23 protein-coding genes are annotated in these 25,459 nt (G+C 59.0%); 4 read left to right on the plus strand and 19 right to left on the minus strand.

Annotated elements, in window-relative coordinates; genetic code table 11:
- Window positions 1-204: 204 nt before the first annotated feature.
- Window positions 205-1,443: a nucleoside recognition domain-containing protein gene (locus tag B3N48_RS15020; protein WP_296184976.1), complete on the plus strand. Its 1,239-nt coding sequence runs from the start codon at window positions 205-207 to the stop codon at window positions 1,441-1,443.
- Here the strand turns inward: B3N48_RS15020 and B3N48_RS15025 are convergent.
- The 9 genes from B3N48_RS15025 to B3N48_RS15065 form a co-directional block, all read right to left on the minus strand.
- Window positions 1,416-2,066: an ABC-type transport auxiliary lipoprotein family protein gene (locus B3N48_RS15025; protein WP_414704243.1), complete on the minus strand. Its 651-nt coding sequence runs from the start codon at window positions 2,064-2,066 to the stop codon at window positions 1,416-1,418. The genes B3N48_RS15020 and B3N48_RS15025 overlap by 28 nt on opposite strands.
- Window positions 2,063-3,001, minus strand: a complete 939-nt coding sequence (locus B3N48_RS15030; protein ID WP_296184977.1) for an MlaD family protein — start codon at window positions 2,999-3,001, stop codon at window positions 2,063-2,065. The genes B3N48_RS15025 and B3N48_RS15030 overlap by 4 nt, the downstream gene beginning before the upstream one ends.
- A complete protein-coding gene (locus B3N48_RS15035) occupies window positions 3,001-3,807 on the minus strand; it encodes an ABC transporter ATP-binding protein (RefSeq protein ID WP_296184978.1) in 807 nt (268 codons plus the stop codon). The genes B3N48_RS15030 and B3N48_RS15035 overlap by 1 nt, the downstream gene beginning before the upstream one ends.
- A complete protein-coding gene (locus B3N48_RS15040; protein WP_296184980.1) occupies window positions 3,804-4,973 on the minus strand; it encodes an ABC transporter permease in 1,170 nt (389 codons plus the stop codon). The genes B3N48_RS15035 and B3N48_RS15040 overlap by 4 nt, the downstream gene beginning before the upstream one ends.
- 10 nt (window positions 4,974-4,983) lie before the next feature.
- Window positions 4,984-6,159: a DUF5924 family protein gene (locus B3N48_RS15045; protein ID WP_296184981.1), complete on the minus strand. Its 1,176-nt coding sequence runs from the start codon at window positions 6,157-6,159 to the stop codon at window positions 4,984-4,986.
- A gap of 236 nt (window positions 6,160-6,395) precedes the next feature.
- Window positions 6,396-7,778 carry a M16 family metallopeptidase gene (locus tag B3N48_RS15050; protein ID WP_296184984.1) on the minus strand — a complete coding sequence of 461 codons (1,383 nt, stop codon included), beginning with the start codon at window positions 7,776-7,778 and terminating at the stop codon, window positions 6,396-6,398.
- A gap of 67 nt (window positions 7,779-7,845) precedes the next feature.
- Entirely contained in the window at window positions 7,846-9,489 is a 1,644-nt protein-coding gene (locus B3N48_RS15055; protein ID WP_296184987.1) for a Na/Pi cotransporter family protein, read from the minus strand.
- A 415-nt stretch (window positions 9,490-9,904) separates the two neighbouring features.
- Window positions 9,905-10,672 (minus strand): TerC family protein, encoded by a 768-nt coding sequence (locus B3N48_RS15060; RefSeq protein ID WP_296184988.1) that lies wholly within the window; start codon window positions 10,670-10,672, stop codon window positions 9,905-9,907.
- Between the two features lie 64 nt (window positions 10,673-10,736).
- A complete protein-coding gene (locus tag B3N48_RS15065; protein WP_296184989.1) occupies window positions 10,737-12,044 on the minus strand; it encodes a CitMHS family transporter in 1,308 nt (435 codons plus the stop codon).
- A gap of 326 nt (window positions 12,045-12,370) precedes the next feature.
- Here B3N48_RS15065 and B3N48_RS15070 point away from each other — a divergent pair, with 326 nt between their 5' ends.
- Window positions 12,371-12,772, plus strand: a complete 402-nt coding sequence (locus B3N48_RS15070; RefSeq protein WP_296184990.1) for a GFA family protein — start codon at window positions 12,371-12,373, stop codon at window positions 12,770-12,772.
- 98 nt (window positions 12,773-12,870) lie between these two features.
- On the opposite strand, the gene B3N48_RS15075 is transcribed toward B3N48_RS15070, so the two are convergent.
- The 10 genes from B3N48_RS15075 to B3N48_RS15120 form a co-directional block, all read right to left on the minus strand.
- Window positions 12,871-14,832 (minus strand): DUF4105 domain-containing protein, encoded by a 1,962-nt coding sequence (locus tag B3N48_RS15075; RefSeq protein WP_296184991.1) that lies wholly within the window; start codon window positions 14,830-14,832, stop codon window positions 12,871-12,873.
- A complete protein-coding gene (locus B3N48_RS15080; RefSeq protein WP_296184993.1) occupies window positions 14,829-15,149 on the minus strand; it encodes a DUF2388 domain-containing protein in 321 nt (106 codons plus the stop codon). The genes B3N48_RS15075 and B3N48_RS15080 overlap by 4 nt, the downstream gene beginning before the upstream one ends.
- A gap of 34 nt (window positions 15,150-15,183) precedes the next feature.
- The gene (locus B3N48_RS15085) at window positions 15,184-15,489 is read right to left on the minus strand and encodes a DUF2388 domain-containing protein (protein ID WP_296184995.1); all 306 of its coding nucleotides are present in this window, start codon (window positions 15,487-15,489) and stop codon (window positions 15,184-15,186) included.
- A gap of 106 nt (window positions 15,490-15,595) precedes the next feature.
- Window positions 15,596-15,913: a DUF2388 domain-containing protein gene (locus tag B3N48_RS15090; RefSeq protein WP_296184996.1), complete on the minus strand. Its 318-nt coding sequence runs from the start codon at window positions 15,911-15,913 to the stop codon at window positions 15,596-15,598.
- A gap of 356 nt (window positions 15,914-16,269) precedes the next feature.
- Window positions 16,270-16,485, minus strand: coding sequence for a DUF1127 domain-containing protein (locus B3N48_RS15095; protein WP_166593833.1), 216 nt, complete (start codon window positions 16,483-16,485; stop codon window positions 16,270-16,272).
- A gap of 316 nt (window positions 16,486-16,801) precedes the next feature.
- Window positions 16,802-18,295 carry an acetyl-CoA hydrolase/transferase family protein gene (locus tag B3N48_RS15100; RefSeq protein WP_296184997.1) on the minus strand — a complete coding sequence of 498 codons (1,494 nt, stop codon included), beginning with the start codon at window positions 18,293-18,295 and terminating at the stop codon, window positions 16,802-16,804.
- Between the two features lie 188 nt (window positions 18,296-18,483).
- Window positions 18,484-19,929, minus strand: a complete 1,446-nt coding sequence (locus tag B3N48_RS15105) for an NAD(P)(+) transhydrogenase (Re/Si-specific) subunit beta (RefSeq protein ID WP_296184998.1) — start codon at window positions 19,927-19,929, stop codon at window positions 18,484-18,486.
- Window positions 19,929-20,252: an NAD(P) transhydrogenase subunit alpha gene (locus B3N48_RS15110; protein WP_296184999.1), complete on the minus strand. Its 324-nt coding sequence runs from the start codon at window positions 20,250-20,252 to the stop codon at window positions 19,929-19,931. The genes B3N48_RS15105 and B3N48_RS15110 overlap by 1 nt, the downstream gene beginning before the upstream one ends.
- An 11-nt stretch (window positions 20,253-20,263) precedes the next feature.
- Window positions 20,264-21,385 (minus strand): Re/Si-specific NAD(P)(+) transhydrogenase subunit alpha, encoded by a 1,122-nt coding sequence (locus B3N48_RS15115; protein WP_296185000.1) that lies wholly within the window; start codon window positions 21,383-21,385, stop codon window positions 20,264-20,266.
- Between the two features lie 437 nt (window positions 21,386-21,822).
- Window positions 21,823-22,719, minus strand: coding sequence for a LysR family transcriptional regulator (locus B3N48_RS15120; RefSeq protein WP_296185002.1), 897 nt, complete (start codon window positions 22,717-22,719; stop codon window positions 21,823-21,825).
- A gap of 174 nt (window positions 22,720-22,893) precedes the next feature.
- Here B3N48_RS15120 and B3N48_RS15125 point away from each other — a divergent pair, with 174 nt between their 5' ends.
- Window positions 22,894-24,075 carry an acyl-CoA dehydrogenase gene (locus B3N48_RS15125; RefSeq protein WP_296185003.1) on the plus strand — a complete coding sequence of 394 codons (1,182 nt, stop codon included), beginning with the start codon at window positions 22,894-22,896 and terminating at the stop codon, window positions 24,073-24,075.
- A gap of 10 nt (window positions 24,076-24,085) precedes the next feature.
- Window positions 24,086-25,306, plus strand: a complete 1,221-nt coding sequence (locus B3N48_RS15130; RefSeq protein WP_296185004.1) for a CaiB/BaiF CoA transferase family protein — start codon at window positions 24,086-24,088, stop codon at window positions 25,304-25,306.
- The last annotated feature ends 153 nt before the right edge of the window (window positions 25,307-25,459 follow it).

Consider the following 25,459-nt stretch of genomic DNA (forward strand, 5'->3'; position numbering starts at 1 on the left):
TGACGGAGCGCGTAATCTCGGGAGCCGGCTTGCTGGCGAAGGCGTCCGGCCAGTGTCATCAAGGCTGAATGACACACCACATTCGCCTACAAGCCGGCTCCCACATGGGCGGTACATGCCCACAATGCCGACGCAAGCCCTTAGAGGGTTTGTTGTTTACGCCCCCGCCGCTATCATCCCCGCATCTTGCAAGGGGATTCACTGATGCTTAACGGCCTATGGCTTGGTTTTTTCGTGGTTGCGGCGATTTCCGCGCTGGCGCAGTGGCTACTGGGGGGAAACGCCGGGGTCTTCGCCGCCATGGTCGAAAGCATCTTCGCGATGGCCAAACTCTCGGTCGAGGTCATGGTCCTGTTGTTCGGCACGCTGACCCTGTGGCTCGGTTTCCTCAACATCGCCGAGAAAGCGGGGATCGTCGACTGGTTGGGTAAAGCCCTCGCGCCGCTGTTCCATCGCCTGATGCCTGAAGTCCCTCGCGGGCACCCTGCATTGGGACTGATCACGCTGAACTTCGCGGCCAACGCCCTCGGTCTGGACAACGCGGCAACGCCCATCGGCCTCAAGGCCATGCGCTCGCTGCAAGAACTGAACCCCAGCCAGACCGTCGCCAGCAATGCACAAATTCTGTTTCTGGTGCTCAATGCGTCCTCGCTGACCCTGCTCCCCGTCACTATCTTCATGTACCGCGCCCAGCAAGGCGCGCTTGATCCGACCATGGTTTTCCTGCCGATTCTGCTAGCGACGAGTGCCTCGACACTCGTCGGCCTGCTCTCGGTGGCGTTCATGCAGCGTCTGCGTCTGTGGGACCCGGTGGTGCTGGCCTACCTCATTCCCGGCGCACTGCTGCTGGGCGGCTTTATGGCGATTCTGGCCGGACTCTCCGCTGCGGCGCTGTCCAGCCTGTCGTCGATCCTCGGCAACGTCACGCTGTTCGGCATCATCATGCTGTTCCTGGTAGTCGGCGCGCTGCGCAAGGTCAAGGTGTACGAAACCTTCGTCGAGGGCGCGAAAGAAGGCTTCGACGTGGCGAAAAATCTGCTGCCGTATCTGGTAGCGATGCTCTGCGCGGTGGGCGTATTGCGTGCCTCGGGGGCGCTGGATTTGATGCTGGAAGGTATTCGCCACGCCATTCAATGGATGGGGCTGGACACTCGATTCGTCGATGCGCTGCCCACCGCATTGGTCAAACCCTTTTCAGGCAGCGCAGCGCGGGCCATGCTGATCGAGACCATGAAGACCCAAGGCGTGGACAGCTTCCCGGCGTTGGTAGCAGCGACCATTCAGGGCAGCACTGAGACGACGTTCTATGTGCTGGCCGTGTACTTTGGCGCTGTCGGCATTCAACGCGCGCGTCACGCCGTAGGGTGCGCGCTGCTGGCGGAATTGTCCGGCGTCATCGCCGCCATCGCCGTGTGCTACTGGTTCTTCGGCTCGGCAGCGTAATGCCGCTGGCCCTGCTCCACGGTCCACTGCACGAGTTGGGTGGTCAACGCATCGCTGGCCTGCCCGAAGCCTGTCACCACGGCTGACACCTGTTTGTCGGCCACTGGCTGGTGCACCTCGAAGCGACGGCTGGCGATGATGCGCTGATGATCGTCGGCCAGTCGTGCATCGAGCCGAATCACCACTTCGATAGCGGTGCCTCTGTACTCGCTCTGGAACGCCTGCAACTCACCGCCCAGCTCGATATCCGCCTGCAGATTGCTCTCGTCGGTGCTGATCGACTGCACACGGCCATCGCGGTAGAACGCGTCGACGAGCCGATTACGCAGCAGCACCGGGGCCGGATCGCTCCAGCGCGCGCCTTTGTAACTGCTGATCACATCGCCTTGAGGGATAACGGCGATGCGCGGGCTGTCGAGGGTTTCGCTGGATTTCGGCCGTGCCACGCGCAGCGACCAAGGCGCAGGCGTCGCGGGCTTGCTGACCGTCGAGACCGTTGGCAAGCGATACACGTCCGACGGCGCCTGCTTGGGCAGGATAGAGCAGGCCGTCATCGACAAGACCGTCGACAGCACTGCGGCGGCTAATAAAGAACGGGTGATGAGCTGAGCGGCAAGCCTCATGGCTCGAACTCCTTATGCTTTTCGCTACCGAGCAGGTAGCCGCTAGGGTTGGCGTTCAGGCTGCGGGAGATGGTCTTGAGCGAGGCCAGGGTTTCACGCAACTCGCGAATCGCCGGGCCCAGTTCGCCCAACCCCTGTAGCCCTCCATCGACCGAGCCTTTGTTGGCCTTGATCAACTGATTGATGGTGTCGGTGCTCTGTTGCAGCGAGACCATGGCGGCCTGCCCGGTGGCGATGGCTTGTTTTCCGTCCACCGTGAACAACAGATTGGCGTTGCGCATCGCGGTGGAGGTCTGGTTCAGCGTGCTGCTGGCCTGTTTGCTCAGCGCCAGCAGTTGCTTGAGGGTCTGGCGGATGTCGTCGCGTTGGTCGGCAATCACCGCAGTGGTCTGCTCCAGATGATCCATAGTCTTGGTCAGCGCTTGAACGTTCTTCGACGACAACAGTTCATTGGCATTGTGCAGCAGAGTATTGATGCCGGTGAGCAGATCGTTACTGTCATTGAGCAGACGCGAAATGGGCGACGGCGACGCGATGATGATCGGCAGGCTGCCATCATCGGATTTGAGCGGCTCGCTTTGAGGCGTGCCACCGCTGAGCTGAATGATCGACGTGCCCGTGATACCGGCGAGCGCCAGTTTGGCGAAGGTGTCACGCTTGATCGGCGTTTCCCCGGCCACACGAATTTGCGCCAACACGCGGCGGGGGTCTTGTGGGTCCAGACGCAGGTTGACCACATCACCGACCTTGATCCCGCTGTATTGCACGGGACTGCCGCGAGACAGACCGGTCACCGCCTCGTTGAACACTACCTGATAATCCTTGAATGCCGTGTCCACGCTGGACTTGGCCAGCCAAAGGCCGAACAGCAACGCGGCGGCCACCACAATCACTGTGAACAGGCCGATCAGGACGTGATGGGCGCGGGTTTCCATCAAGAGACCTCATGGGGTTGGATGGCCGCTGCAAAGGCCGAGCGGCCGCGCGGGCCATGAAAGTATTCGTGAATCCACTCGTCTTTGTAGGCCGACACCTTGTCGAGGGTGTCGGCGACCAGCACGCGCTTCTGCGCCAGCACGGCGACGCGGTCGGCGATGGTGTACAGCGTGTCCAGATCGTGGGTGACCATGAACACGCTCAGGCCCAGTGCGTCGCGCAGGGTCAGGATCAGCTGATCGAAAGCGCCTGCGCCAATAGGGTCGAGTCCGGCGGTGGGTTCGTCGAGAAACAGAATGTCCGGATCCAGCGCCAGCGCCCTGGCCAATGCGGCGCGCTTGATCATCCCGCCTGACAGCGACGCGGGGTATTTATGCGCTGCCGACAGTGGCAGGCCGGACAAGGCCATTTTGATCCCGGCCAGATGCTCGGCCTCGTCGCGGCTCAGCCCTGCGTGTTCGATCAGCGGCAAGGCAACGTTTTCGGTGATGGTCAGCGACGAAAACAACGCGCCTTTCTGAAACAGTACGCCGACGCGTCGCTCCACTTGCGAGCGCGCTTTATCCGGCAGATTCAGCAGATCCTGACCCAACACCCGGACATTTCCTTCAGCCGGTCGCTGCAAACCGACGATGCTGCGCAGCAACACCGACTTGCCGCTGCCCGAGCCACCGACCACGCCGAGGATTTCCCCGCGGTACAGGTCCAGGTCGAGGTTTTCGTGGACCACCTGCGGACCAAAGCGGTTACACAGGCCACGCACCTGAATCACAGCTTCAGTGGGTTGGACGCAGCGTCGGGTCACCAGCCAATCTCCATAAAAAACATCGCCGCCAGTGCATCCAGCACGATGACGACGAAAATGGACTGCACCACGCTGGATGTCGTGTGGGCGCCCACTGATTCTGCGCTGCCCTCGACCTTGAAGCCTTCCAGACACCCGATCGCGGCAATGAAAAAGGCGAAGATCGGCGCTTTGACGATACCCACCAGGAAATGCTGAACCCCAATGTCGGCCTGCATCAGCGATAAAAACATTGCAGGCGAAATGCCCAGTGACAGCGCGCAAACCACACCTCCGCCAACGATGCCGCAGATCATCGCCAGAAAAGTCAGTATCGGCAGCGAGATAAGCAACGCGAGTACGCGGGGCAGGACCAACATTTCTGTCGGACTCAGCCCCAGCGTTTGTAGGGCATCTAGCTCTTCGTTCGCCTTCATCGAGCCAATCTGCGCCGTGAACGCGCTGGCAGTGCGGCCCGCCAGCAGAATAGCCGTCAGCAGCACCGCAAACTCTCTCAGGAACGAAAAGCCGATCAGATCGACCGTGAAGATCGTTGCACCGAAGGCCTTGAGCACGGTGGCGCCGAGAAACGCCACCACCGCGCCCACCATGAACGTCAGCAACGCCACGATGGGCGCGGCGTCCAGGCCAATCTGTTCGATGTGGGCAATCACCGACGTGGTGCGCCAGCGCCGCGGGCGGAACATCGTTGTGACGAAGGTTTGCAAAATCAGCCCGACAAAGCCGAGCAGTTGCAGCGTGTCACGCCAGACCACCTCCACCGCTGAGCCGATACGCGCCAGCAACTGGGTGCCCACGGCGATTTCCGGGTCTTTCAGGGGTTCGCAATAATCGTGCAGCGCGCTCTGGATCGTCTGCATCAGCGCACGGCTGGATTCCGGCAGATTCGGCGCCTGCACCGCCAACAGACGCAGACGCTGAGCGCCCAGCAGTTCGACCAGCAACGACGCGCCAGCAGTGTCGAGGGCGCCTAATCGGCTCATGTCCACGTGTGTCGCGGCGCTGAAACCGTCGCTCAAGGCATCGGTCTGGCGCTTGAGGTCGTGGTAATGGGCGAGCGTCCAGTCCCCGACGATCCACAACTGTGTAGGTTGCGTCGAAGTATCCAGTGAGGCGCTGCCCGGGGCCTTGGGCGCGTGCGTAACCACGGAGGTCGTTGGGGTCATGGGCACGAGCTTAGTGGGTTTCTGCCGCCGCGGGCGGGGTCGATGATGGCTTGGCGTCATCGACCTTGCCGGCGGCGGGATCAGGCGAGCCCAAGGTGTCTGCCGCAGGTTTCAACCCTGCCGGTTTGATCTTCTTGCGGGTGACCGCAGGTTGGTCAGTGTCAGTCACCTTGAAGCGCAATACGCCGATCATCTGGCCATCCTCAGTCAGCACCCTCACCTGCCAATTGCCGATCACATCCGGCGGAAAATTCTGTTTGTGTGTCCACGCCCGATAGCCTTCCTTACGTCCGCCGTGGATGTCTAGCGCGATTCGCTCGACCTCGTCGCCGTTGTGGCGCCAAACGTGATAAATCCGCTCGTCCAGACCCCGCGGCGCGTTGATCGAGGTGTAGGCGTAAAGCCCGCTGCTACGCAGTTGATTGACGCCGATCTCCTGAATGCTTTCGCCGGGGGTGCGGTTCTGGTTGTCGAACTGGGTACTGACGGCCACTTCGGTCATCCATAACGTCGCAGGCGGCACCCAAGAGCGCAGCAGCCAGCCAGCGGCGCCGATGGCCAGGGTCAACATCACCAGGCCCAGGCCGCGTTTCCAGTTGGTCGCCGGAAAGCTGGACGCAAGGCTCGGAATAGACAGCAACATGGCGGTGCCCAATGCCAGTTTGTAACTCTCGGCAGTGGTCAGGTGCAGGATGATCGGCAGCGCGGTGAGCATCGCGGCGAACAGCGTCAGGGTGTGCAAAGCAAGAAACAGCCAGCGACGCGGCGCGAGCCATTTGTAATACAGCGGGTCGATGATCGAAATCAGCCCCGCCACTGCCAGCAATCCGGTGAACGCGAGTTGGCCGCTGTTCCACGTGGTGGTGATGGCAAAGAACGGGAGCACGAAAAACAGACTTTCCTGATGGATCATCTGGGTGGCATAGCGCAGCAGGGGCTGAGGAATTTCGCGTTTGAACAGCCTGGCGATGAGCCTGACGGCGCTGTTTTCCACCATCAGCCAGACCCACGTCACGAGCAGAAGTACGGCAATCCAGGTCGCCAACTTCGCCTGACGGTCCACCAGAATGAAACTGCCGATCCCTGAACAGAAACCGAAGAACGCGATCAGGCCCGGATAGCGTTTGATGAACTCCAGCACGCGCTGTACGAGAGAGTGCTGCATCAGGGCGTTGAGATCCGGCATTTCGGTCATCACTTTGGCTGAAGGAAAAAAGCCTTGGCAGGATAGCAATGCTGCAAGACACGCGGGTGGAACCTGAGGCGGTAATGATTTCAGTGTAGGAGCGCGCTTGCCCGCGATCTGTCGCGCAGCGGCAGCAAACCGAAGCGCACGGTGTGACAGATAAATACATGTCGCTGATTTTACCGCCGGTGCGCGGCGGATCGCGGACAAGCGCGCTCCTACAAACCCTCTTCCATTTACAACAGACGTTTTTTATAGGCCCGCCAGCGCCACACGATCAGTAGCGCGCCCAACACCGCCAAGGCGACACCGAGCTCATACAACTCGTCATAACTCAGCAGCGGCTCCTCAACCCGCAGATAGCCGGGTTGTGCCAGCAACTGCCGCAGCGCCCTGTTCGCCAGGTCCAGGCTCACGCCCCGCAGGCGTTTGGTCGGGTCGTCGAAGCGACCGTCGTCGTAATCGTTGATCGCTCCCCAGTAATAATCTGCCAGGGCGCTGTTGCCTTGCGCAGCCCACGCCTCTTTCGCAATCGCGGCTTGCTGCAAGCGCGCAAATGTCGCCGGGTCCATGCCTTCCTTGCGCAGCCGTTCCAGCATCGCGCGCACGGACTTGACCGCTGCGTCGACGTCGTCCCGATCCAGATCAGCATTCAGGCTGAGAAAGCCCGTATCACCAAAGGCCTCGCGATCTGCCCATGGCCCGTAAGAATACCCTTTGCTCAGCCGCAGTTCGCTGTACAGCGCCCAGTCCAGATAGGCTTTCACCACGTCCCAGGTCTCATCGTGCTGTTCGCCCATGTCCGGTTCGGGAAACAGTAGATGCAGTTTCGCGCCGTCTCCCAGCGCGCCGCGAATCAGCGTGCGCTCTGGGTCAGCCTTTTCGGTGATGGAGCGCAGTGGCGGATGCTCGGTCGGATCCACCGCATTGAGCTGGCCAAAGGTGCGCTCAAGGTAGGCCGGCAGCAGTTTGTCGAGGTCGCCGACGATGATCAGCGTCATGTTGTTGGCCGCGTACCAGTTGTCGTGGATGGCCTCGATCTGCTCCAAGGTGATGTGATCGACTTCTGGCCGCTCAGGGCATTTGAGCCCCAGCTCGACCGCCAGTTGACTGCTGGCGCTGTGGCCAAGGTCGCGCTTGTCCAGCCAGCGTTGCAGGTGCGAGTAATGCCCGCCGTCTTCACGCTCGACAATGCGTTTGACCGTGTCCAGATTCGGTTGGGTGATCTGCGTGTGCGTCAGTACGTTAAGCAGCAGGTCCAAGACCTTGCGCTGATTCTGCGCAGGCGCCTCGATCACGAACGTGGTGTCGGTGTTGCTAGTGAAGGCATTCCACTCGCCACCCAGCGCCTGCATCTGCTGTTCGAGCCCGCCCTCGCCCGTATCGTCAATGCCGCTGAACAGCAAATGCTCCAGCAAATGCGGCAGTTCCTTGTCCGGACAGGGGAAATCGTCGAAGCCAATGCCGACCACCAGACGAATCGATACATGACCCTTCTCGGCAGGTTTGAGCAGCAGCTGCAGACCGTTCGGCAACACATAGCCTTCCACCTGAAAGCGGTCTATGGCCATGGATGGGAGGGACGTCAGAACTAAGAAAGCGAACAGCAGGCAACGCATAAAAACGGGCTTCCTTGCGGGCCGGTATGTGTAACAGACTTCTCCCCGGCCCTGGCGTTCACCGCAATTAGTCGGGCTGGCTTTCGCTGGACAAGGCGCCGGTGTCTGAGGTTTCGAGCACGACATAGGCGCTGCTGCAGAACAATGAATTGAGACGTTTCATGTCAGCGATCAGCTCGAGGTGTAACGAACTGGTCTCGATACTTTGCACGATTTTACGTTGCAGTCTGCTGACATGAGCATGAGCCAGACGCCGCTCCTGTGCCCGGAAACGACGTTTCTCACGCAGCAGTTGGCGCGCGCTTTCCGGATCGCCGCTGAGGAAGACCGACAGACCCAGACGCAGGTTGGCCATCAATTGCGCGTGAAGGCCAGACAGTTCTTCCAGGCCGACATCGGAAAACGACCGACGCTGTGAGGTCTTCTGCTGCTGGACTTTGCGCAGCATGCGCTCGATCAGGCCGCTGGCCAGTTCGAGGTTGATGGCCAGCTCAATGATCTCGGCCCAACGGCGGTTGTCCTGATCGCTCAAATCTTCCCGGGGCATCTGCGCCAGGTACAGCTTGATCGCGTTGTACAGCACCTCGACGTCATCGTTGAGGCGCCGGACTTCCTGGGTCACAGCGGTCTGATTGCCACGCAGCACCTCTTGCATGGCGTTGAGCATGCTGTCGATCAGGTCACCCATGCGTAGCGTTTCCCGCACGGCATTGGCCAGCGCCAGGCTCGGCGTTGCCAGCGCGGTCAGGTCCAGATGTCGGGGCTTGGTCTGGCCGTTGACTTCGGCGGCCTGCGGCAGGAGAGATGCGCATAGGCGCCCCATCGGGCCAACCGTCGGCAGCATGATCAGGCAGCGCAGGCAGTTGTAAATCACGTGGAAACTGATGACCAGACTCGACGGGCTGACGTCCAGGGTTTCCATCCAGTGCACCAGCGGGGTCAACACCGGGAAGATCAGCAGCAGCCCGATCAGCTTGTACAGCAGGCTGCCCAGCGCAACCTGACGCCCGGCGACGTTTTGCATGCTGGTGCTGAGAAAGGCCAGCAAGCCGCTGCCGATGTTGGCGCCAATCACCAGACCGATCGCCACTGGTAGGCCGATGATTTCAGCACCCGCCAGCGTAGCCGTGAGCAGGACGGCGGCGAGGCTGGAGTAGGAAATCAGCGCGAACATCGCGCCAACCAAGGCGTCGAGCAGCAGGTCCCCAGTGAGGGACGCGAACAGCACTTTCACACCGGCAGCCTGAGTGATCGGTGCGGCGGCGGTGACGATCAGTTGGAGCGCGAGGACGATTAGGCCCAAGCCGATGCTCACGCGACCGAGTTGGCCGATGCGGGTCTGCTTGCGGGAGAGGAAAAAGATCACACCGAGGAAAATCAGCAGCGGCGAGAGCCATGAGAGGTCGAAGGTCAGGATGCGGGACATCACTGCGGTCCCGACGTCAGCACCTAGCATGATTGCCAACGCAGGGGTCAGCCCCATCAAGCTCTGGCCAACGAAGGAGGTCACCAGCATGGCGGTGGCGTTGCTGCTCTGCACCAGCGCGGTGACAAGAATCCCGGCGACGAACGCCAGCGGGCGTTTGGACATGTTTTGGCTGAGGACGCGACGAAGCTGCGAGCCGTAGACGCGCAGAATTCCGGTCCGAACGATGTGCGTGCCCCAGATCAACAGCGCGACGGCGGAAAGCAAATCGAGCAGGGTCAGCATACGGAAAGCCCCCTGTTAATGACCCGGCGGGCCTTACGGCCAACGTCCGAGCGCAAAAAAAATTGAAAATACAGCGTATAGCGAGCGCAAGCGCGTACCCATCTGAAGTGGTCCGCACACTCAACTAAAGCTTGTAGTCGGCCTGAGGCCTTATTGCCAGCATGCCACAGACGATAGTTGGCTGAAACAAATCTGTCACAAATCAGTTTGTTGGCGCTGCTTTCGCGATGTTGAAGCCCTACATCATCTGTGGGAGTGAGCTTGCTCACGAATGCTGAATGTCAGACGCCAACGCTGCTGTGCAATGCCGGCCCCTTCGTGAGCAAGCTCACTCCCACGGTGGGTCTTCATGTCACAAAAAAACGGGGCATTTCACAATGCCCCGCTTCTGTTACAGCCCACAGCGCACCGGGTGCTATTGACCCGGAACGTCGTTGCGAAGTTCTACTGGGTCTTTCATTGCCTTCTTCTTGGCCATCGAGGTGCGCATCTTGATGTTGATCGCTTCCACCGCCAGCGAGAACGCCATTGCAAAATACACATAACCTTTTGGCACATGCACGTCGAAGGACTCGGCGATCAACACCGTACCGACCACGATCAGGAACGACAGGGCCAGCATCTTCAACGAAGGGTGCTTCTCGATGAAGTCGCTGATGACGCCTGCACACAGCATCATGATCAGCACGGCCACGATGATCGCAGCCACCATGACAGGCACGTGAGACACCATACCCACTGCCGTGATCACCGAGTCCAGCGAGAATACGATGTCGATGATGGCGATCTGAACGATGGTGTACAGGAACATGCCGCCCTTGCCCTTCGGCTCCTCGATCTCCTCTTCCTCGCCTTCCATGCCGTGATAGATCTCTTGCGAGCTTTTCCACAGCAGGAACAGCCCGCCGAAGAACAGAATCAGGTCACGTCCCGAAATGCCCTGGCCCAAGACTACGAACAGGTCGGCCGTCAGGCGCATCACCCAAGTGATCGACAGCAGCAGCAGGATACGCGTGACCATCGCCAGCGCGAGACCGAAGATCCGTGTACGCGGCTGCATCGCCTTGGGCATCCGGCTGACCAGAATCGAGATCATGATGATGTTGTCGATCCCCAGAACGATCTCCAGGGCAGTCAGTGTGAAGAAAGCAACCCAGATCTCGGGGTTGGTCAGCCATTCCATTAGGTTTTCCTTTGAGCTTGTCTGATTCCCGCCAGCGTTCGCGTGCCGGCGGGAAATATGTGCCTTATAGACTGCTGAAGACGGGGAAGATCCCCATCAGCAATGCCGCGATCATGATGCAGATGCACACCAGCACGGCCCACTTGAGTGTGAAGCGCTGATGATCGCCGAATTCGATGCCTGCCAGGGCCACCAATAGGTAGGTCGAGGGTACTAGCGGGCTCAACAGGTGGACGGGCTGACCGACGATCGAGGCACGTGCCATTTCCACCGGGGTGATGCCGTAATGCGATGCGGCTTCAGACAGCACCGGCAAGACGCCATAGTAAAACGCATCGTTGGACATGAAAAAGGTGAACGGCATGCTCACGATCGCGGTGATAACGGCCAGGTATGGCCCCATTGCGTCTGGAATCACTGCCAGCAGGCTTTTCGACATCGCATCGACCATGCCCGTGCCAGACAGGATACCGGTGAAGATCCCTGCCGCGAAAATCAGTCCGACCACCGCCAGCACGCTACCGGCGTGGGCCGCGACGCGGTCTTTCTGCGCCTGAAGGCAGGGATAGTTGACGATCATCGCGATACTGAACGCGATCATGAACAGCACGGGCAGCGGTAGCAGGCCCATGATCAGCGCCACCATCAGCGCCAGGGTCAGCGCGGCGTTGAACCAGATCAACTTGGGACGGCGAGCCTCGGGAAATTGCGAGACGCTGATTTCGCTGTGATCGACTTCATCGCCTGGCAGATGCAGCTCACCCAGACGCGCACGCTCGCGTTTGCCGTAGAAATAGGCGATCACCAGAATCGCGACGACGCCTGCGAGCATGGCCGGAATCATGGGCACGAAGATGTCGGACGGATCGACATGCAACGCACTGGCAGCGCGTGCGGTCGGGCCACCCCATGGCGTCATGTTCATCACGCCGCCCGCCAGAATGATCAGGCCAGCCATAATGCGCGGGCTCATGCCCAGGCGGCTGTAGAGTGGCAGCATTGCGGCGACGCAGATCATGTACGTGGTCGCGCCGTCGCCATCCAGCGAGACGACCAGCGCCAACACCGCAGTGCCGACCGACACTTTGACCGGGTCGCCTTTGACCAGCTTGAGGATCTTGCGCACAGCCGGGTCGAACAGCCCGGAGTCGATCATCAGTGCGAAATACAGGATGGCGAACATCAGCATCACGCCAGTGGGCGCGAGTTTGGTGATGCCCGCGAGCATCATCGGGCCGATACCGGCAGCAAAACCGCCAAACAGCGCGAACACGATAGGCACGATGATCAAGGCGATGAGCGCCGACAGGCGTTTGCTCATGATCAGGTACATGAAGGCGACAACCATGGCAAAGCCGAGGAAGGTCAACATAGAAATACTCCAGGCAGGACGCGACGTGGGGAACGGACGAAACGAAGCAATCAGTTCAAGACGGGCTGCGCGTGGAGTCGGAGGGCGAGCAATGAAGAGTGCGGAGCGAAAGCGAGCATCAGAATCACCGAATTGTTGTTGTAGATGGGCCGGGCTGCTGTTGAATGGGCTGCCTCGGCTTGGCCGGTCTGTTGCCGACGGTGGGGGGATGCTAAAGGGCTTAGCTTTCAGCCAGCTTTCGTTACCTTTCCGCTGATCGCTGTAGGAAAGATGAAGTAAATCAGAAGCGCGATAGTCAGAGGTTAAACACGAACGGGAGAACGGACATGAGTGAAACGCACACGGGCGGTTGCCATTGCGGAAACCTGCGCTATCAACTCGATGCGCCTTTACAGGATATCGCTCATTGTCATTGCTCGATTTGCCGGCGCACGTCGGGTGGGATTGCGGTGACATGGATCACGGTGCCGCTGGAAGTGTTCACGTGGACTGCGGGCAGTCCGGCGGCGTACGACTCAAGCGCTACGTGTGTGCGTTATTTCTGCAATAACTGTGGGGCGCAGGTTGCACTGTTCACCCGAAACAGCCCTGAGACTATGGACATCACCATTGCCACCCTCGACCACCCCGAGCTGGCAGCCGCCGAGCGCCACATCTGGACCGACAACCGCTTGCCGTGGCTGCATCTGGATGAGCATCTCCCGGGGGAGCCGGGCGAAACTGTTTGATGGGGCGTCGGTGGGTAGAGGTTGCCCACTCTCCTGTAGCCGAGAGGGTGCTCCATCCTTCAGCCATAATCGCAAGCCCTGCTGTTACGGCGTAACCATCACGGCAACTCCAATCCGCCTGCCGCTTTGTGCAGCGCCCGCAGGTGCTCACCGACCTGTTTGAGGTTTTCTTCGGTGGCAGCGATCTCGGCGGCGCGGTCCGGCTCAAGCAGCGCCCTTACCTCTTTATCCAAATCCCCGGTCAGCCGCTGCAACTGCTGCTGACGCTGGGTGCTTTCCGCTTCCAGCCTTCCCCATTCGCCTTCTTGCGGCAACCCATAGCCGCCGCTGCCGAGCAATTCAGCCGGACGACTCAGGAAGCCGCTGTTCGCCAGGATGTCCTGCAACGTGCCGGTGGCCTTGGAGACGCCCTTGTCCTTTTGCTCCACTGCGCTGAGGTAACGCTGTTTCACTTCATCCTGCGCCAGCAAGAGCTGTCGACGCATACTGGCCTGCTCCAGCAGCAACATCGCGGCGCTGGTGCGCAAGTCCGCCTTGGAAAAGTACGGCTGACGTTCTTTCGCAGGCAGTCCCAGCCAGTCTTCCACGGTGGTCTGCCTCACATCCGTGGTTTTGCGCAGCACATCGAACATCGCCTGATAGCGATCCCGGTACGAGTCAAAACGGTAACCCAGACGCAGGGCTCGCTTCGGATCGTCCAGCACGCTGGTATCAGCCAATCCCCTGCCCTTCAGCACTTCCAGCAGACCGTTGGGCAGAATGCTGTCCAGACCCACGAGCCTCGGATCGTCCGTACCGCTGCGCAACAGCTTGAGGTTTTCCACTGCGCAGTTGTTGGAAATGAACCAATAATTGCCGTCGTAGGCCCAGTGCATCTCGGCGGCGTGCTGCACCAACCCGTTGATTTGCTCGCGAGAGAGTTTCAGCGGCACCGACGCCAGGCTGCGCAATTCTGTCTTGGTGTATTCATCAATGACCTGGCCCAACGGCAGCACGAACAGACGCGACGGATAGGCGCCGGTCAGGCCGCTCCAGCTGGACAGTTGCAGGTCATTGACGAAGGCGCGATACGACAGGACCAGGTGCTGGTCCAGATCAAGACGGCAATCCGGCCCGCGCGGGCGACCCGGTTTGCAGATCACCAGTCGCAGCATGCTGTGTCCCCAGCGACTCACCAGATTCTGGTTGGCTTCGGCCAGCAGGTAGTCGACCTCGTACACGCGCTCGGGGTCGAGTTTGCCAAGCGGCTCACGGGCGAAGTCGTTGCCCGCATTCAAATAAGGATAAGCCGTTGGGCAGGCGTCTTTGGTCGGAGGTGCCCAGTCGAACAGCTTCTTGTAGTAGTCATATAAAGAAGGGCGGCGGCAAGCGTACGCGGGGTCGAGCAGGAAATACTCCATGTTCACCGCGACGAATTCCAGCGGACTGCTGATTTCGTAAATGTCCGGGCTGCGTGCCACTTGTCCGTTGCGCTCCTCGCGCTCCCCTCGCCGCCCCACGTATTGCGGCCAGCCTGCAAGATCCAGCAGGCGCGGGTCATCGCTCAGGGTGAAACGTCGATCCGTCTGCCCTCGACAGCTATCGCGCAAACCGACCTTGCCCATGCTGTTGCCTTGACGCGTGCAGGCGATGATCAGCTTGCGTTCTTCCGGCGACCACAGTTGGGCATGGTCATAAATATGGGTGAGTTCATGCAGCACCGTCGCGAGCATTTCTTCGCGTACGGTGCCATGGGGACGATTGGTGCGCGTGGTCGCCGCCGAACCGTCGGACAATCCCGCCAACAGGCGTTGATTCAGGTCCAGCCGATACGGCCCGTCCGCGCGGCCGTAGGCATTGGACGGCATGTCATCGGTCCAGTGAACTTCGACTGTACGGTCCAGCTTGCTGACGAACATTGGCGGCAGGTGCGCCATGGCTTCGTCCAGCAGCGTCTGGCTGGCTTTCTGTTGCGCAGCAGTGAGCCCGTCGGTGTGCAGTGACAGACTCAGGTCGGCGAAGACGCTCGTGCAGATCAGCGAAAGCGCCGACGCCAGCAGCCAGGTTGCCAGACGCCTCACAGTGCGAGAATGGCTTCAGCGAGGTCCTGATCAGAGGCGTTACGGGCTTCGGGTAGACGCTCGCGCAAGGTTACGAACGCGGCGTCCAGACGGGCGCCATGGATGTTGCCATTGCTGGCGACGTAGCTGGCAGCGTCGTCCTGAGCATCGACAACCATTTTCCAGTTGCGAACCGAAGACGTAGTGTCGGACGTGAAATCGACACTGCGGCCCAGCGCGCGGACAACAATATTACTGGTGGCCTTCAGGGTTTGAGCCTGTGCCACATCGGTCAGCAGCAGCAAACCAAGGGCAGCGGCGATCAGCGGGGTACGCATGTAACGTCTCCAAAATACAGGGATGCAAAAGTGATTATTGGACGAGGATTGCCTGCGCCAGTTCAAGGTCGCTTGCATGAAGTTTTGGAGAGGTTTGACGTAGGTAAATCAATGCCGACTCCAGTTGTGCTCCTCGCAGTTGGCCATCAGTGGCAATGAACGCTGCTGCATCATCCTGGGCGGCAAGTATCAGCTTGTTATCGAAAGGCCCGGTCGTCACCTGGCTGGTGGCGTACCCGCTTTTGATCAGGCTTTGTGTGGTTGTGTCGAACGCGTGTGCCTGGGTGATGCTCATCAGGCTGGCGGTCGCTGCAATCAACAGGCGAGACAATAAAGGCATGAGTCTTCGGTATTGGCAAAACGAGTCGCAAGGCTAGCGCAAATGTCCCGGCTTGAGCCAGTGAAGGTGTCGGGACATGTGCTGTGAAACCTGTCGCCAGGCTGAATCAGATGGCCAGAATGGCTTGAGCCAGCTGCGCGTCGGTAGCGCTCAGGCCTGGACTGACCTCGCGAATGTGCTGAAACGCACCTTCCAGATGAACCCCACGGATATCGCCATTGCTCGCCACGAAGCTGGCGGCGTCGTCACGTGCAGCCAAGACAATTTTGTCGTCGTGGAAGGAGGACGAAATCTTGGACGTGGCGTTCGAAGAGGCGTCTAGCGCACGTACGAGGGTATCGGTGGTGACGACAAAGCTGGAAGCCTGGGCACCGGTGGTGGCAATCAAAAAGGCTGCGGCGGTCAGCAAGCGAAGACGAGACATGTTGAAGCTCCAAAACAAGCAAAATGAAAAACGCGCGCACGCATCTGGCGACGAGCAAGGCTGTCTCGCAAGCGGCTGGGCAAGGTGCAGCAAGACTAACGTAACAGGGCTTTGCGGACTATCCGGGCGAATGGCCAGACGTGCAAATCATCGACCAATGCAGTCTTTGAAGCGAGCTGAAGCCCGTACATCATGGACTGTAATGCTGAATTTAAGACTCATCAAAACTGTACCGGTTTGGCGTTTTTTGGACTCATATACGACGAAACCCGTCAGCAGTCACCTGCGACGGGTTTCGTTTTAACAATTCGGGTTGCTGGTGAGAGGCACTAGACCTGGGACCAGCAGGCGCTAAGTTAGCGCCAGAACGGCTTGCTCAGCTCTTCGTAACGCTGAGATTCGCTGATACCAGCGTCAGCCAGCAGGCGAGCATCCAAACGGGCCAATTGGTGGCGGCTGGACAAGCGACGCTGCCAGAGCATCAGGTTTGCGAACATGCGCAGCGGCAAGGAGCCTTGAGCGGATTTTGCAGTTTCTTCGTAGAACAGTTCGGAACTTACGGTGCGTTCCATGATGCTTCTTCCTTCCGCTTGTGGCGGGATTAGATTGACTTGATGGGTGCCATCTTCCTCTCGTTGCCTTGTTCACTCCAGACACAGTTCACTTGAATTGTGCTGCTTCAGTTAACTGTGGACCCGCACTGTTTTGCTCATATCTGGGGCAACTGTACCGGTTGGCACCATATCGGTGCGTTTTGTACCGCATGAGGGGCAGGTCGATGTCTGAAGGCTTATAAAACACCCGTACAGCAGTACAGTTTTTGCTAAGAATGCATTCATATGTTCGGGCATGGCGACGACTGCTCGCCGCCAGCCCCGAACTGTTTTCTCAAACTGCCAGCATGCGGCCTGTTTCTTCGAGGTTGAGGTGCCAACTGAGTGCATCACGCAGCACGTGAGGGGTGTGGCCGCCGATGGCGCAGGCTCTGCGAAAATAATCATTCAACGCCTCGCGGTACGCGGGATGCACGCAGTTATCGATGATCACGCGCGCTCGTTCCCGAGGCGCCAGACCGCGCAAATCGGCGAGCCCCTGCTCGGTGACGAGGATATCGACGTCGTGTTCAGTGTGATCGACGTGGCTCACCATCGGCACCACGCTGGAGATCGCTCCACTCTTGGCAATAGACTTGGTGACGAATATGGCCAAGTGTGCGTTCCGCGCAAAGTCGCCTGACCCGCCGATGCCGTTCATCATCCGCGTGCCACCAACATGGGTGGAATTGACGTTGCCGTACAAATCGAACTCCAGTGCGGTGTTGATGCCGATGATTCCAAGCCGACGCACCACCTCGGGATGATTGGAAATTTCTTGCGGGCGCAATAACAGTTTCGGTCTGTACTGCTCCAGGTTGTCGTAAACCGCATGGTGCTTGCGTTCGGAAAGGGTCATCGAGCAACCCGAAGCAAAATCCAGCTTGCCGGCCTCGAACAGATCGAATGTCGAGTCTTGTAACACCTCGGAGTACATCGCCATACCGTGGAATGGCGAATCGATCAGCCCCGTCATCACCGCGTTGGCAATGGTGCCGACCCCCGCCTGTAGCGGCATCAACTGGTTTGTCAGGCGGCTCTGTCGCACTTCATTCTTGAAGAATTCCACCAAGTGACCTGCGATAGCCTGCGTTTCGCTGTCGGCGGGCAGTACAGTCGAAGGTGAGTCGGCCTGATCGCTGAATACGATGCCGACAATCTTCGCCGGGTCAATCTTCACCGCTTGGCTACCGATTCGGCTGTCAGCCTTGAGCACCGGGATCGGCAGGCGTGTCGGGCGATAGGTCGGTATATAGATGTCGTGCAAGCCTTCTAGCGCAAGAGGCTGCGCGACGTTGATTTCAATGATCACCTGCTCGGCGAGAATCGCGAAACTGGCCGAGTTGCCCACGGACGAACTGAGCACCAAATGACCTTCTTCAGTGATTGCCACGCATTCGATGACAGCGATGTCCACCGGCTTGATCTGCCGATTGCGCAGCTGCTCGACAGTGTCTGACAGGTGCTGATCGATGAACATCACCGAACCATCGTTGATGGCCTTGCGCAGAGTGCTGTCGACCTGGAACGGCATGCGGCGGGACAGCACGCCTGCTTCGGTCAATTGCTTGTCGAGGTCATTGCCCAGGCTGGCGCCGGTCATCAGGCTGATCTTCAGCGGCGACGCCTTGGCGCGCTCGGCCAGGGCTTTGGGCACGGCCTTGGCTTCGCCGGCGCGGGTAAAGCCGCTCATGCCAACGGTCATGCCGTCCTTGATCAGGGAAGCGGCGTCGGCCGCGCTCATGACTTTGCTCAACAACGATGGCAGGCGAATACGTTCACGGTGCATGGTGTTCCTATCTCGAGACGAGGATCCGGGCGGTCAAGTCTAGAGCGTTGGGTTTTATGCGTCCCATGACTTAGGTCGTAGAGAAGGCTCTAAACGGCGGCTCCCAGCGTAAAACACTGTTACAGAAGGTGTAAAAAACCCCCGACCGATACACGCGTCGAGGGCTCGTTCAGCCGCAGGCCAGAGCCTTATTCGACGGCTTTCACCATGTCTTCGATGACCTTCTTCGCGTCACCGAACACCATCATGGTTTTGTCGAGGTAGAACAGTTCGTTGTCCAGCCCGGCATAGCCGCTGGCCATCGAGCGTTTGTTGACGATGATGGTTTTAGCCTTGAAGGCCTCCAGAATCGGCATGCCTGCGATTGGCGATTTTGGATCGTTCTTCGCTGCCGGATTGACCACGTCGTTGGCGCCCAGCACCAGCACCACGTCGGCCTGGCCGAATTCGGAGTTGATGTCTTCCATCTCGAACACTTGGTCGTAAGGCACTTCGGCCTCGGCGAGCAACACGTTCATATGGCCTGGCATCCGACCGGCCACCGGGTGAATCGCATACTTCACGGTCACTCCCGCATGGGTCAGCTTCTCGGTCAGCTCTTTGAGGGCATGTTGGGCACGTGCTACCGCGAGGCCATAGCCCGGCACGATGATCACGGTGTCGGCGTTGGTCAGCAGGAAAGTCGCATCGTCGGCCGAGCCGGATTTCACCGGACGGGCCTCTTTCGTGCCACCGGTTGCGCCTGCATCTGCCGCGCCGCCGAAACCGCCGCCGATCACGTTGAAGAACGAGCGGTTCATGGCTTTGCACATGATGTAGGAGAGAATCGCCCCCGACGAACCCACCAGCGAGCCGGCGATAATCAGCATTGAGTTGTTCAGCGAGAAGCCAATACCGGCCGCCGCCCAGCCCGAGTAGCTGTTGAGCATTGAGACGACGACCGGCATGTCTGCGCCGCCAATCGGGATAATCAGCAGCACGCCGATGACGAACGCCAGGATCAGCATCACGCTGAAGGCGAACAGGCTACCGGTGAACATGAATGTCAGTCCGAAAAACAGCGTAGCCAGACCAAGAATCAGGTTCAGCTTGTGCTGACCGGCGAACTGCACAGGCGCGCCTTGGAAGAGGCGGAACTTGTACTTGCCTGACAGCTTGCCGAAGGCGATGACCGAACCCGAAAAGGTGATCGCACCGATGGCGGCACCGAGGAACAGCTCCAGACGGTTACCGGTCGGGATCGACTCGCCCAGATGCGCAACGATGCCCAGGGATTGAGGCTCGACGACGGCCGCGATGGCAATGAACACCGCTGCCAGACCGATCATGCTGTGCATGAAGGCCACTAGCTCCGGCATCTTGGTCATTTCAACGCGCTTGGCCATGATCGAACCGGCGGTGCCGCCGACCAGCAAGCCCACGATGATGTAACCGATGCCTGCGCTGGCGCCGTCGGTGGACAACGCCGCCAGCTTGAACACCAGGCCGATGGTGGTCAGTACTGCCAGCCCCATGCCGAGCATACCGAACAGGTTGCCACGGCGGGATGTGGTCGGGTGCGACAGGCCTTTAAGCGCCTGGATGAAACAGATCGCCGAGACAAGGTACAACAGGGTGACAAGGTTCATGCTCATTACTTGGCATCCTCAACTTTGTTCTTCGGAGCCTTTTTCTTGAACATTTCCAGCATGCGGCGGGTGACCAGAAAGCCGCCGAACACATTAACGGCGGCCAGTGCCACCGCCAGTGTGCCCATGGTCTTGCCCAGCGGAGTGACGGTCAGTGCGGCAGCGAGCATGGCGCCGACGATGACGATCGCCGAAATGGCGTTGGTTACGGCCATCAGAGGGGTATGTAGCGCAGGGGTGACGTTCCAGACCACGTGGTAGCCGACGTAGATCGCCAGCACGAAGATGATCAGGTTATAGACGCCGTGAGAGATCAGCATGTCTTCCATTGTTTTTATCCTCAGCCGTTCTTGCGGACGATCTGGCCGTCGCGGCACATCAGGCACGCGGCGACAATGTCGTCTTCGAGGTTGATCTCGAACTGGCCTTCCTTGGTGAAGACCAGCTTCAGGAAATCCAGCAGGTTGCGTGCATAAAGAGCAGACGCGTCAGCCGCCACCATTGCCGGCAGGTTGGTGTGGCCAACGATGGTCACGCCGTGTTCGATCACCACCTGATCCGCCACGGTCAACGGGCAGTTGCCGCCCTGAGCTGCCGCGAGGTCGATGACCACCGAACCTGGCTTCATCTGCGAGACCGTTTCTGCGCTTAACAGCACTGGCGCCTTGCGGCCTGGAATCAGCGCTGTGGTGATCACGATATCTGCCTGTTTAGCGCGTTCATGGACGGCCACGGCCTGGCGCTGCATCCAGCTGGCCGGCATCGGACGTGCGTAACCGCCCACGCCGACCGCCGCTTCGCGCTCTTCATCAGTCTCGTAAGGCACGTCGACGAACTTGGCACCGAGGGACTCGATCTGTTCTTTTACCGCAGGGCGAACGTCGGACGCCTCGATCACTGCACCTAGACGCTTGGCTGTGGCGATTGCCTGCAAGCCCGCTACTCCCGCGCCGAGGATCAGCACGCGAGCAGCTTTTACGGTACCGGCAGCGGTCATCAGCATCGGCATGAAGCGCGGATAATGGTGGGCGGCCAGAAGCACCGATTTGTAACCGGCAATGTTGGCTTGAGAAGACAGCACATCAAGACTTTGCGCACGGGAAGTGCGCGGTGCCGCTTCAAGGGCGAAGGCGGTGATCCCGCGATCGGCCATCTTGGCGATGATCTCGTTGTTGAAGGGATTGAGCATCCCAACGATGACGGTCCCGCTTTTGATCAGAGCCAGCTCGCTGTCGCTGGGCGCGACGACCTTGAGGATCAGCTCGGCGCCGAAGACATCGGCAGCGCTGCCAATCGATGCTCCGGCGGTTTCATAGGCACTGTCCGTGACGCTGGCGGTAATGCCGGCACCTGACTGGACGGTAACCGTGTGGCCTTGGCCAATGAGCTTCTTGATGGTTTCCGGAGTTGCAGCAACCCGAGTTTCACCGGACTGGGTTTCTAGAGGGACTCCAATGTGCACGTCAAATCTCCTGCGTGATCTTTTTATCTTTTGAAAATAGGCCAGGGCGCTACGGATGGCGCATCTGGGGCAGCGATCACCACGTCCCCGCTAGACAAGACGGGGGCGCGGCATTTTGCAGGTGGAATTCTGAGGCATCAAGGAATTCTGTAACGTGACGTGTGATTAACTACAAGTCAGCCTGTGACCCTTTGACGCAACAAATCGCTGCAAGGCTTATAGATAAAGGCTTTCAGCGCATAATGCAGGATTTTTGGGTTTTACCTAAATCATCGTAGAAGAGAGCCATAACTACGCTGTAAGCCACGCGCTTTACCGCTTTCGGCCTGTTTTGGATATAGAACGGAAGTGTTTCTTAAATGCGACATTCAGAGATATCTGTAGCGCTTTTATTTACCTGACTACAGGGTCAATAAAGGTTTGAGGTGGTCGCAGTATCACGGCATTGCGTAAGTTTCAGCCTGGTTGACGAGCCAGTCACGAAACGCTTTCAAAGATGCGGACTCGACTTTTCTCTCGGGAATCATCAGGTAATAGGCCTTCAGGCTCGCCAAGGCATGAGTGTTGGCGACGACCAGTCGTTTTTCCTCGAGCTCTCGCTGTATCAAAAAGGGTGGGATCAGCGCGACGCCCATGTCGTGCATGGCGGCTTGAGCAAGCATGGAGAACAGTTCGTATCGCGCGCCTGTCATGTCACGCGCGACGTTCATGTCCATTGACCCGAACCACTGACGCCACGCATAGGGACGCGTGGTTTGTTGCAGCAACGGCATTCCGGATAGTTCATGAGCGCTGAGTTGGGGTTTATTGCCCAGCAGGGTTGGACTACAAACCGGCATGGGGTTTTCGCTCATCAGGCGGTGAGATTCCGTACCTGACCAGTCCGCATCGCCAAAATAGATAGCGCCATCGAAATCAGTATCTGCAAATAGGAAGGGTCGGGTCCGGTTGGTCAGATTGATCGTCACGTCCGGATTTTTTTGCTGAAAGTCTTTCAGGCGCGGCAGCAACCACTGAGTGCCGAATGTGGGTACCACAGCCAGTTCGATCACGTTCGCGCCCTGATGACCCATGACGGATAGGGTGTCCCGCTCCACGGCATCTAGCTGAGTAGCCACGCGGCGGCTATAGGAAAGGCCCGCTTCTGTCAGCTTCACACCCCTGCGCGAACGTCGGAAGAGCTCCACATTCAAGAATTCTTCGAGGCTGCCAATTTGTCGGCAAATCGCGCTTTGGGTGAGGGAAAGTTCGTCAGCAGCCTTGGTAAAGCTTTGGTGGCGAGCTGCAGCCTCGAAGCTGACCAGTGCGGCAGTGCTTGGGATTTTTCGGCGCATGTACCTGAATCTCACTCATCAGCAGGAAGTACGGCCTTTTGAGCCATTTCGAAGTGAGAAATTAGCACAACAGTATGCGAAATCGTCGTTTGTCCAACCGTGTATTCGGGCCTAGGATCAATCCACGACTTTTCTCGGCATTGTCCGGGACCATCATTTAGTAAGGAGAAAGTCATGGGCGGTAAGGCAAGCTTTAACTGGATCGATCCACTCTTGCTGGATCAGCAGCTCACTGAAGAGGAGCGCATGGTTCGCGACAGTGCCGAGCAATTCGCCCAAGGCAAGCTCGCTCCGCGGGTGCTTGAAGCGTTTCGACATGAGCAGACCGATCCTGCGATTTTTCGCGAAATGGGCGAGGTTGGTCTGCTAGGCGCTACCATCCCTGAGCAGTACGGCGGTAGCGGCCTGAATTACGTGTGCTACGGCCTGATCGCGCGTGAGGTGGAGCGCGTAGACTCCGGCTATCGCTCAATGATGAGCGTGCAGTCTTCACTGGTGATGGTGCCGATCAACGAGTTCGGTACTGAAGCGCAGAAACAGAAATACCTGCCGAAACTGGCGTCCGGCGAGTGGATCGGTTGCTTCGGCTTGACTGAACCTAATCACGGTTCCGATCCGGGCGCGATGATCACCCGCGCCAGGAAGGTCGACGGTGGCTATCGCCTGACCGGCAGCAAGATGTGGATCACCAACAGCCCGATCGCCGACGTGTTCGTGGTCTGGGGTAAAGACGATGCCGGCGATATTCGCGGGTTCGTGTTGGAAAAAGGCTGGCAAGGCCTGAGTGCTCCGGCAATACATGGCAAGGTCGGTCTGCGCGCCTCCATCACGGGCGAGATCGTCATGGACAACGTGTTCGTCCCCGAAGAAAACATCTTCCCGGACGTGCGCGGCCTCAAAGGCCCGTTCACCTGCCTCAACTCTGCGCGTTATGGGATTTCTTGGGGGGCGTTGGGCGCGGCCGAGTTTTGCTGGCACACGGCGCGCCATTACACGCTGGATCGCCAACAGTTCGGACGCCCATTGGCCGCCAATCAGCTGATACAAAAAAAGCTGGCGGACATGCAGACTGAAATCACGCTGGCCTTACAGGGCTGTCTGCGTCTTGGGCGTATGAAAGATGAAGGCACCGCAGCGGTGGAAATCACCTCGATCATGAAGCGCAACTCGTGCGGCAAATCCCTCGACATCGCGCGAATGGCTCGGGACATGCTCGGTGGAAATGGCATCTCTGACGAGTTCGGTATTGCTCGTCATTTGGTGAACCTGGAAGTGGTAAACACTTATGAAGGGACACACGACGTGCATGCGCTGATTCTCGGCCGTGCGCAGACCGGCATCCAGGCGTTTTATTGAGGAGTCTGCCATGGGCGCTCTATCGCATTTGCGGGTGCTGGATTTATCACGGGTGTTGGCGGGACCCTGGGCAGGCCAGATTCTTGCCGACCTGGGCGCCGATGTGATCAAGATCGAGCGACCCGGTAACGGCGATGACACGCGCGCTTGGGGGCCTCCTTTCCTGAAGGACCCAAGGGGCGAGAATACGTCCGAGGCCGCTTATTACCTATCGGCGAACCGGAACAAGCAGTCTGTCACAATTGACTTCACCCGACCTGAAGGTCAGAAGCTGGTGCGTGAGCTGGCGGCGAAATCCGACATCGTGATCGAGAATTTCAAGGTGGGTGGGCTCAAGTCGTATGGCTTGGACTACGCATCGTTACAGACCGAGAACCCAAGACTTATTTATTGCTCGATCACTGGCTTCGGCCAGACCGGACCCTATGCGAAGCGCGCGGGTTACGACTTCATGATTCAGGGGCTGGGTGGGCTGATGAGCCTGACCGGCCGACCTGAGGGGGACGAAGGCGCCGGGCCCGTGAAAGTGGGGGTCGCCCTGACCGATATTCTGACTGGGCTGTACTCGACGTCTGCGATCCTTGCTGCTCTCGCCCATCGAGATCAAGGCGGGGTGGGTCAGCACATTGATATGGCGTTGCTGGATGTGCAGGTGGCGTGTCTGGCGAACCAAGCCATGAACTACCTGACTACAGGCACACCGCCTCGTCGTTTAGGGAATGCGCACCCGAACATCGTGCCGTATCAGGATTTCCCCACCGCTGATGGCGACTTCATTCTTACCGTAGGAAACGACAGCCAGTTTCGTAAGTTCGCCGAGGTGGCGGGTCAGCCGCATTGGGCTGACGATCTGCGTTTCGCCACGAATAAACAGCGTGTAGCGCACCGTGCCGAGCTGATTCCGCTGATTCGCCAGGCGACAGTGTTCAAGACGACTGCTGAATGGGTGGCTGCGCTTGAGCAAGCTGGGGTTCCGTGTGGACCTATCAACGATGTAGCTCGGGTGTTTAACGATCCCCAGGTTCAGGCGCGGGGCCTGAGGATTGATCTGCCTCATGCACTAGGCGGAACGGTGCCCCAGGTCGCCAGCCCTATTCGGCTTTCGGGGACGCCCGTTGAGTATCGCCACGCGCCGCCCTTGCTGGGCGAACACACATCGGAGGTTCTGACTAAGGTATTAGGGCTTTCGAACGAGGCAGTTATCGCATTGCGCGAGGCTGGCGTTTTGTAGGCGGCTTTCTGTGGTTGTGTCGGGAGCGGCTGCCCTACTTAATGCCGCTCTATATAAACAGAGGAAACCTACTGATTTACCTCATATTTCGCTGTTCTGACACAAATTTGAAATTAAGGGTTGACGCCCCTTCGAATGTCTCTATAATTCGCC

The organism is Pseudomonas sp. UBA1879, assembly GCF_002338065.1.
Classification (GTDB): Bacteria; Pseudomonadota; Gammaproteobacteria; order Pseudomonadales; family Pseudomonadaceae; genus Aquipseudomonas.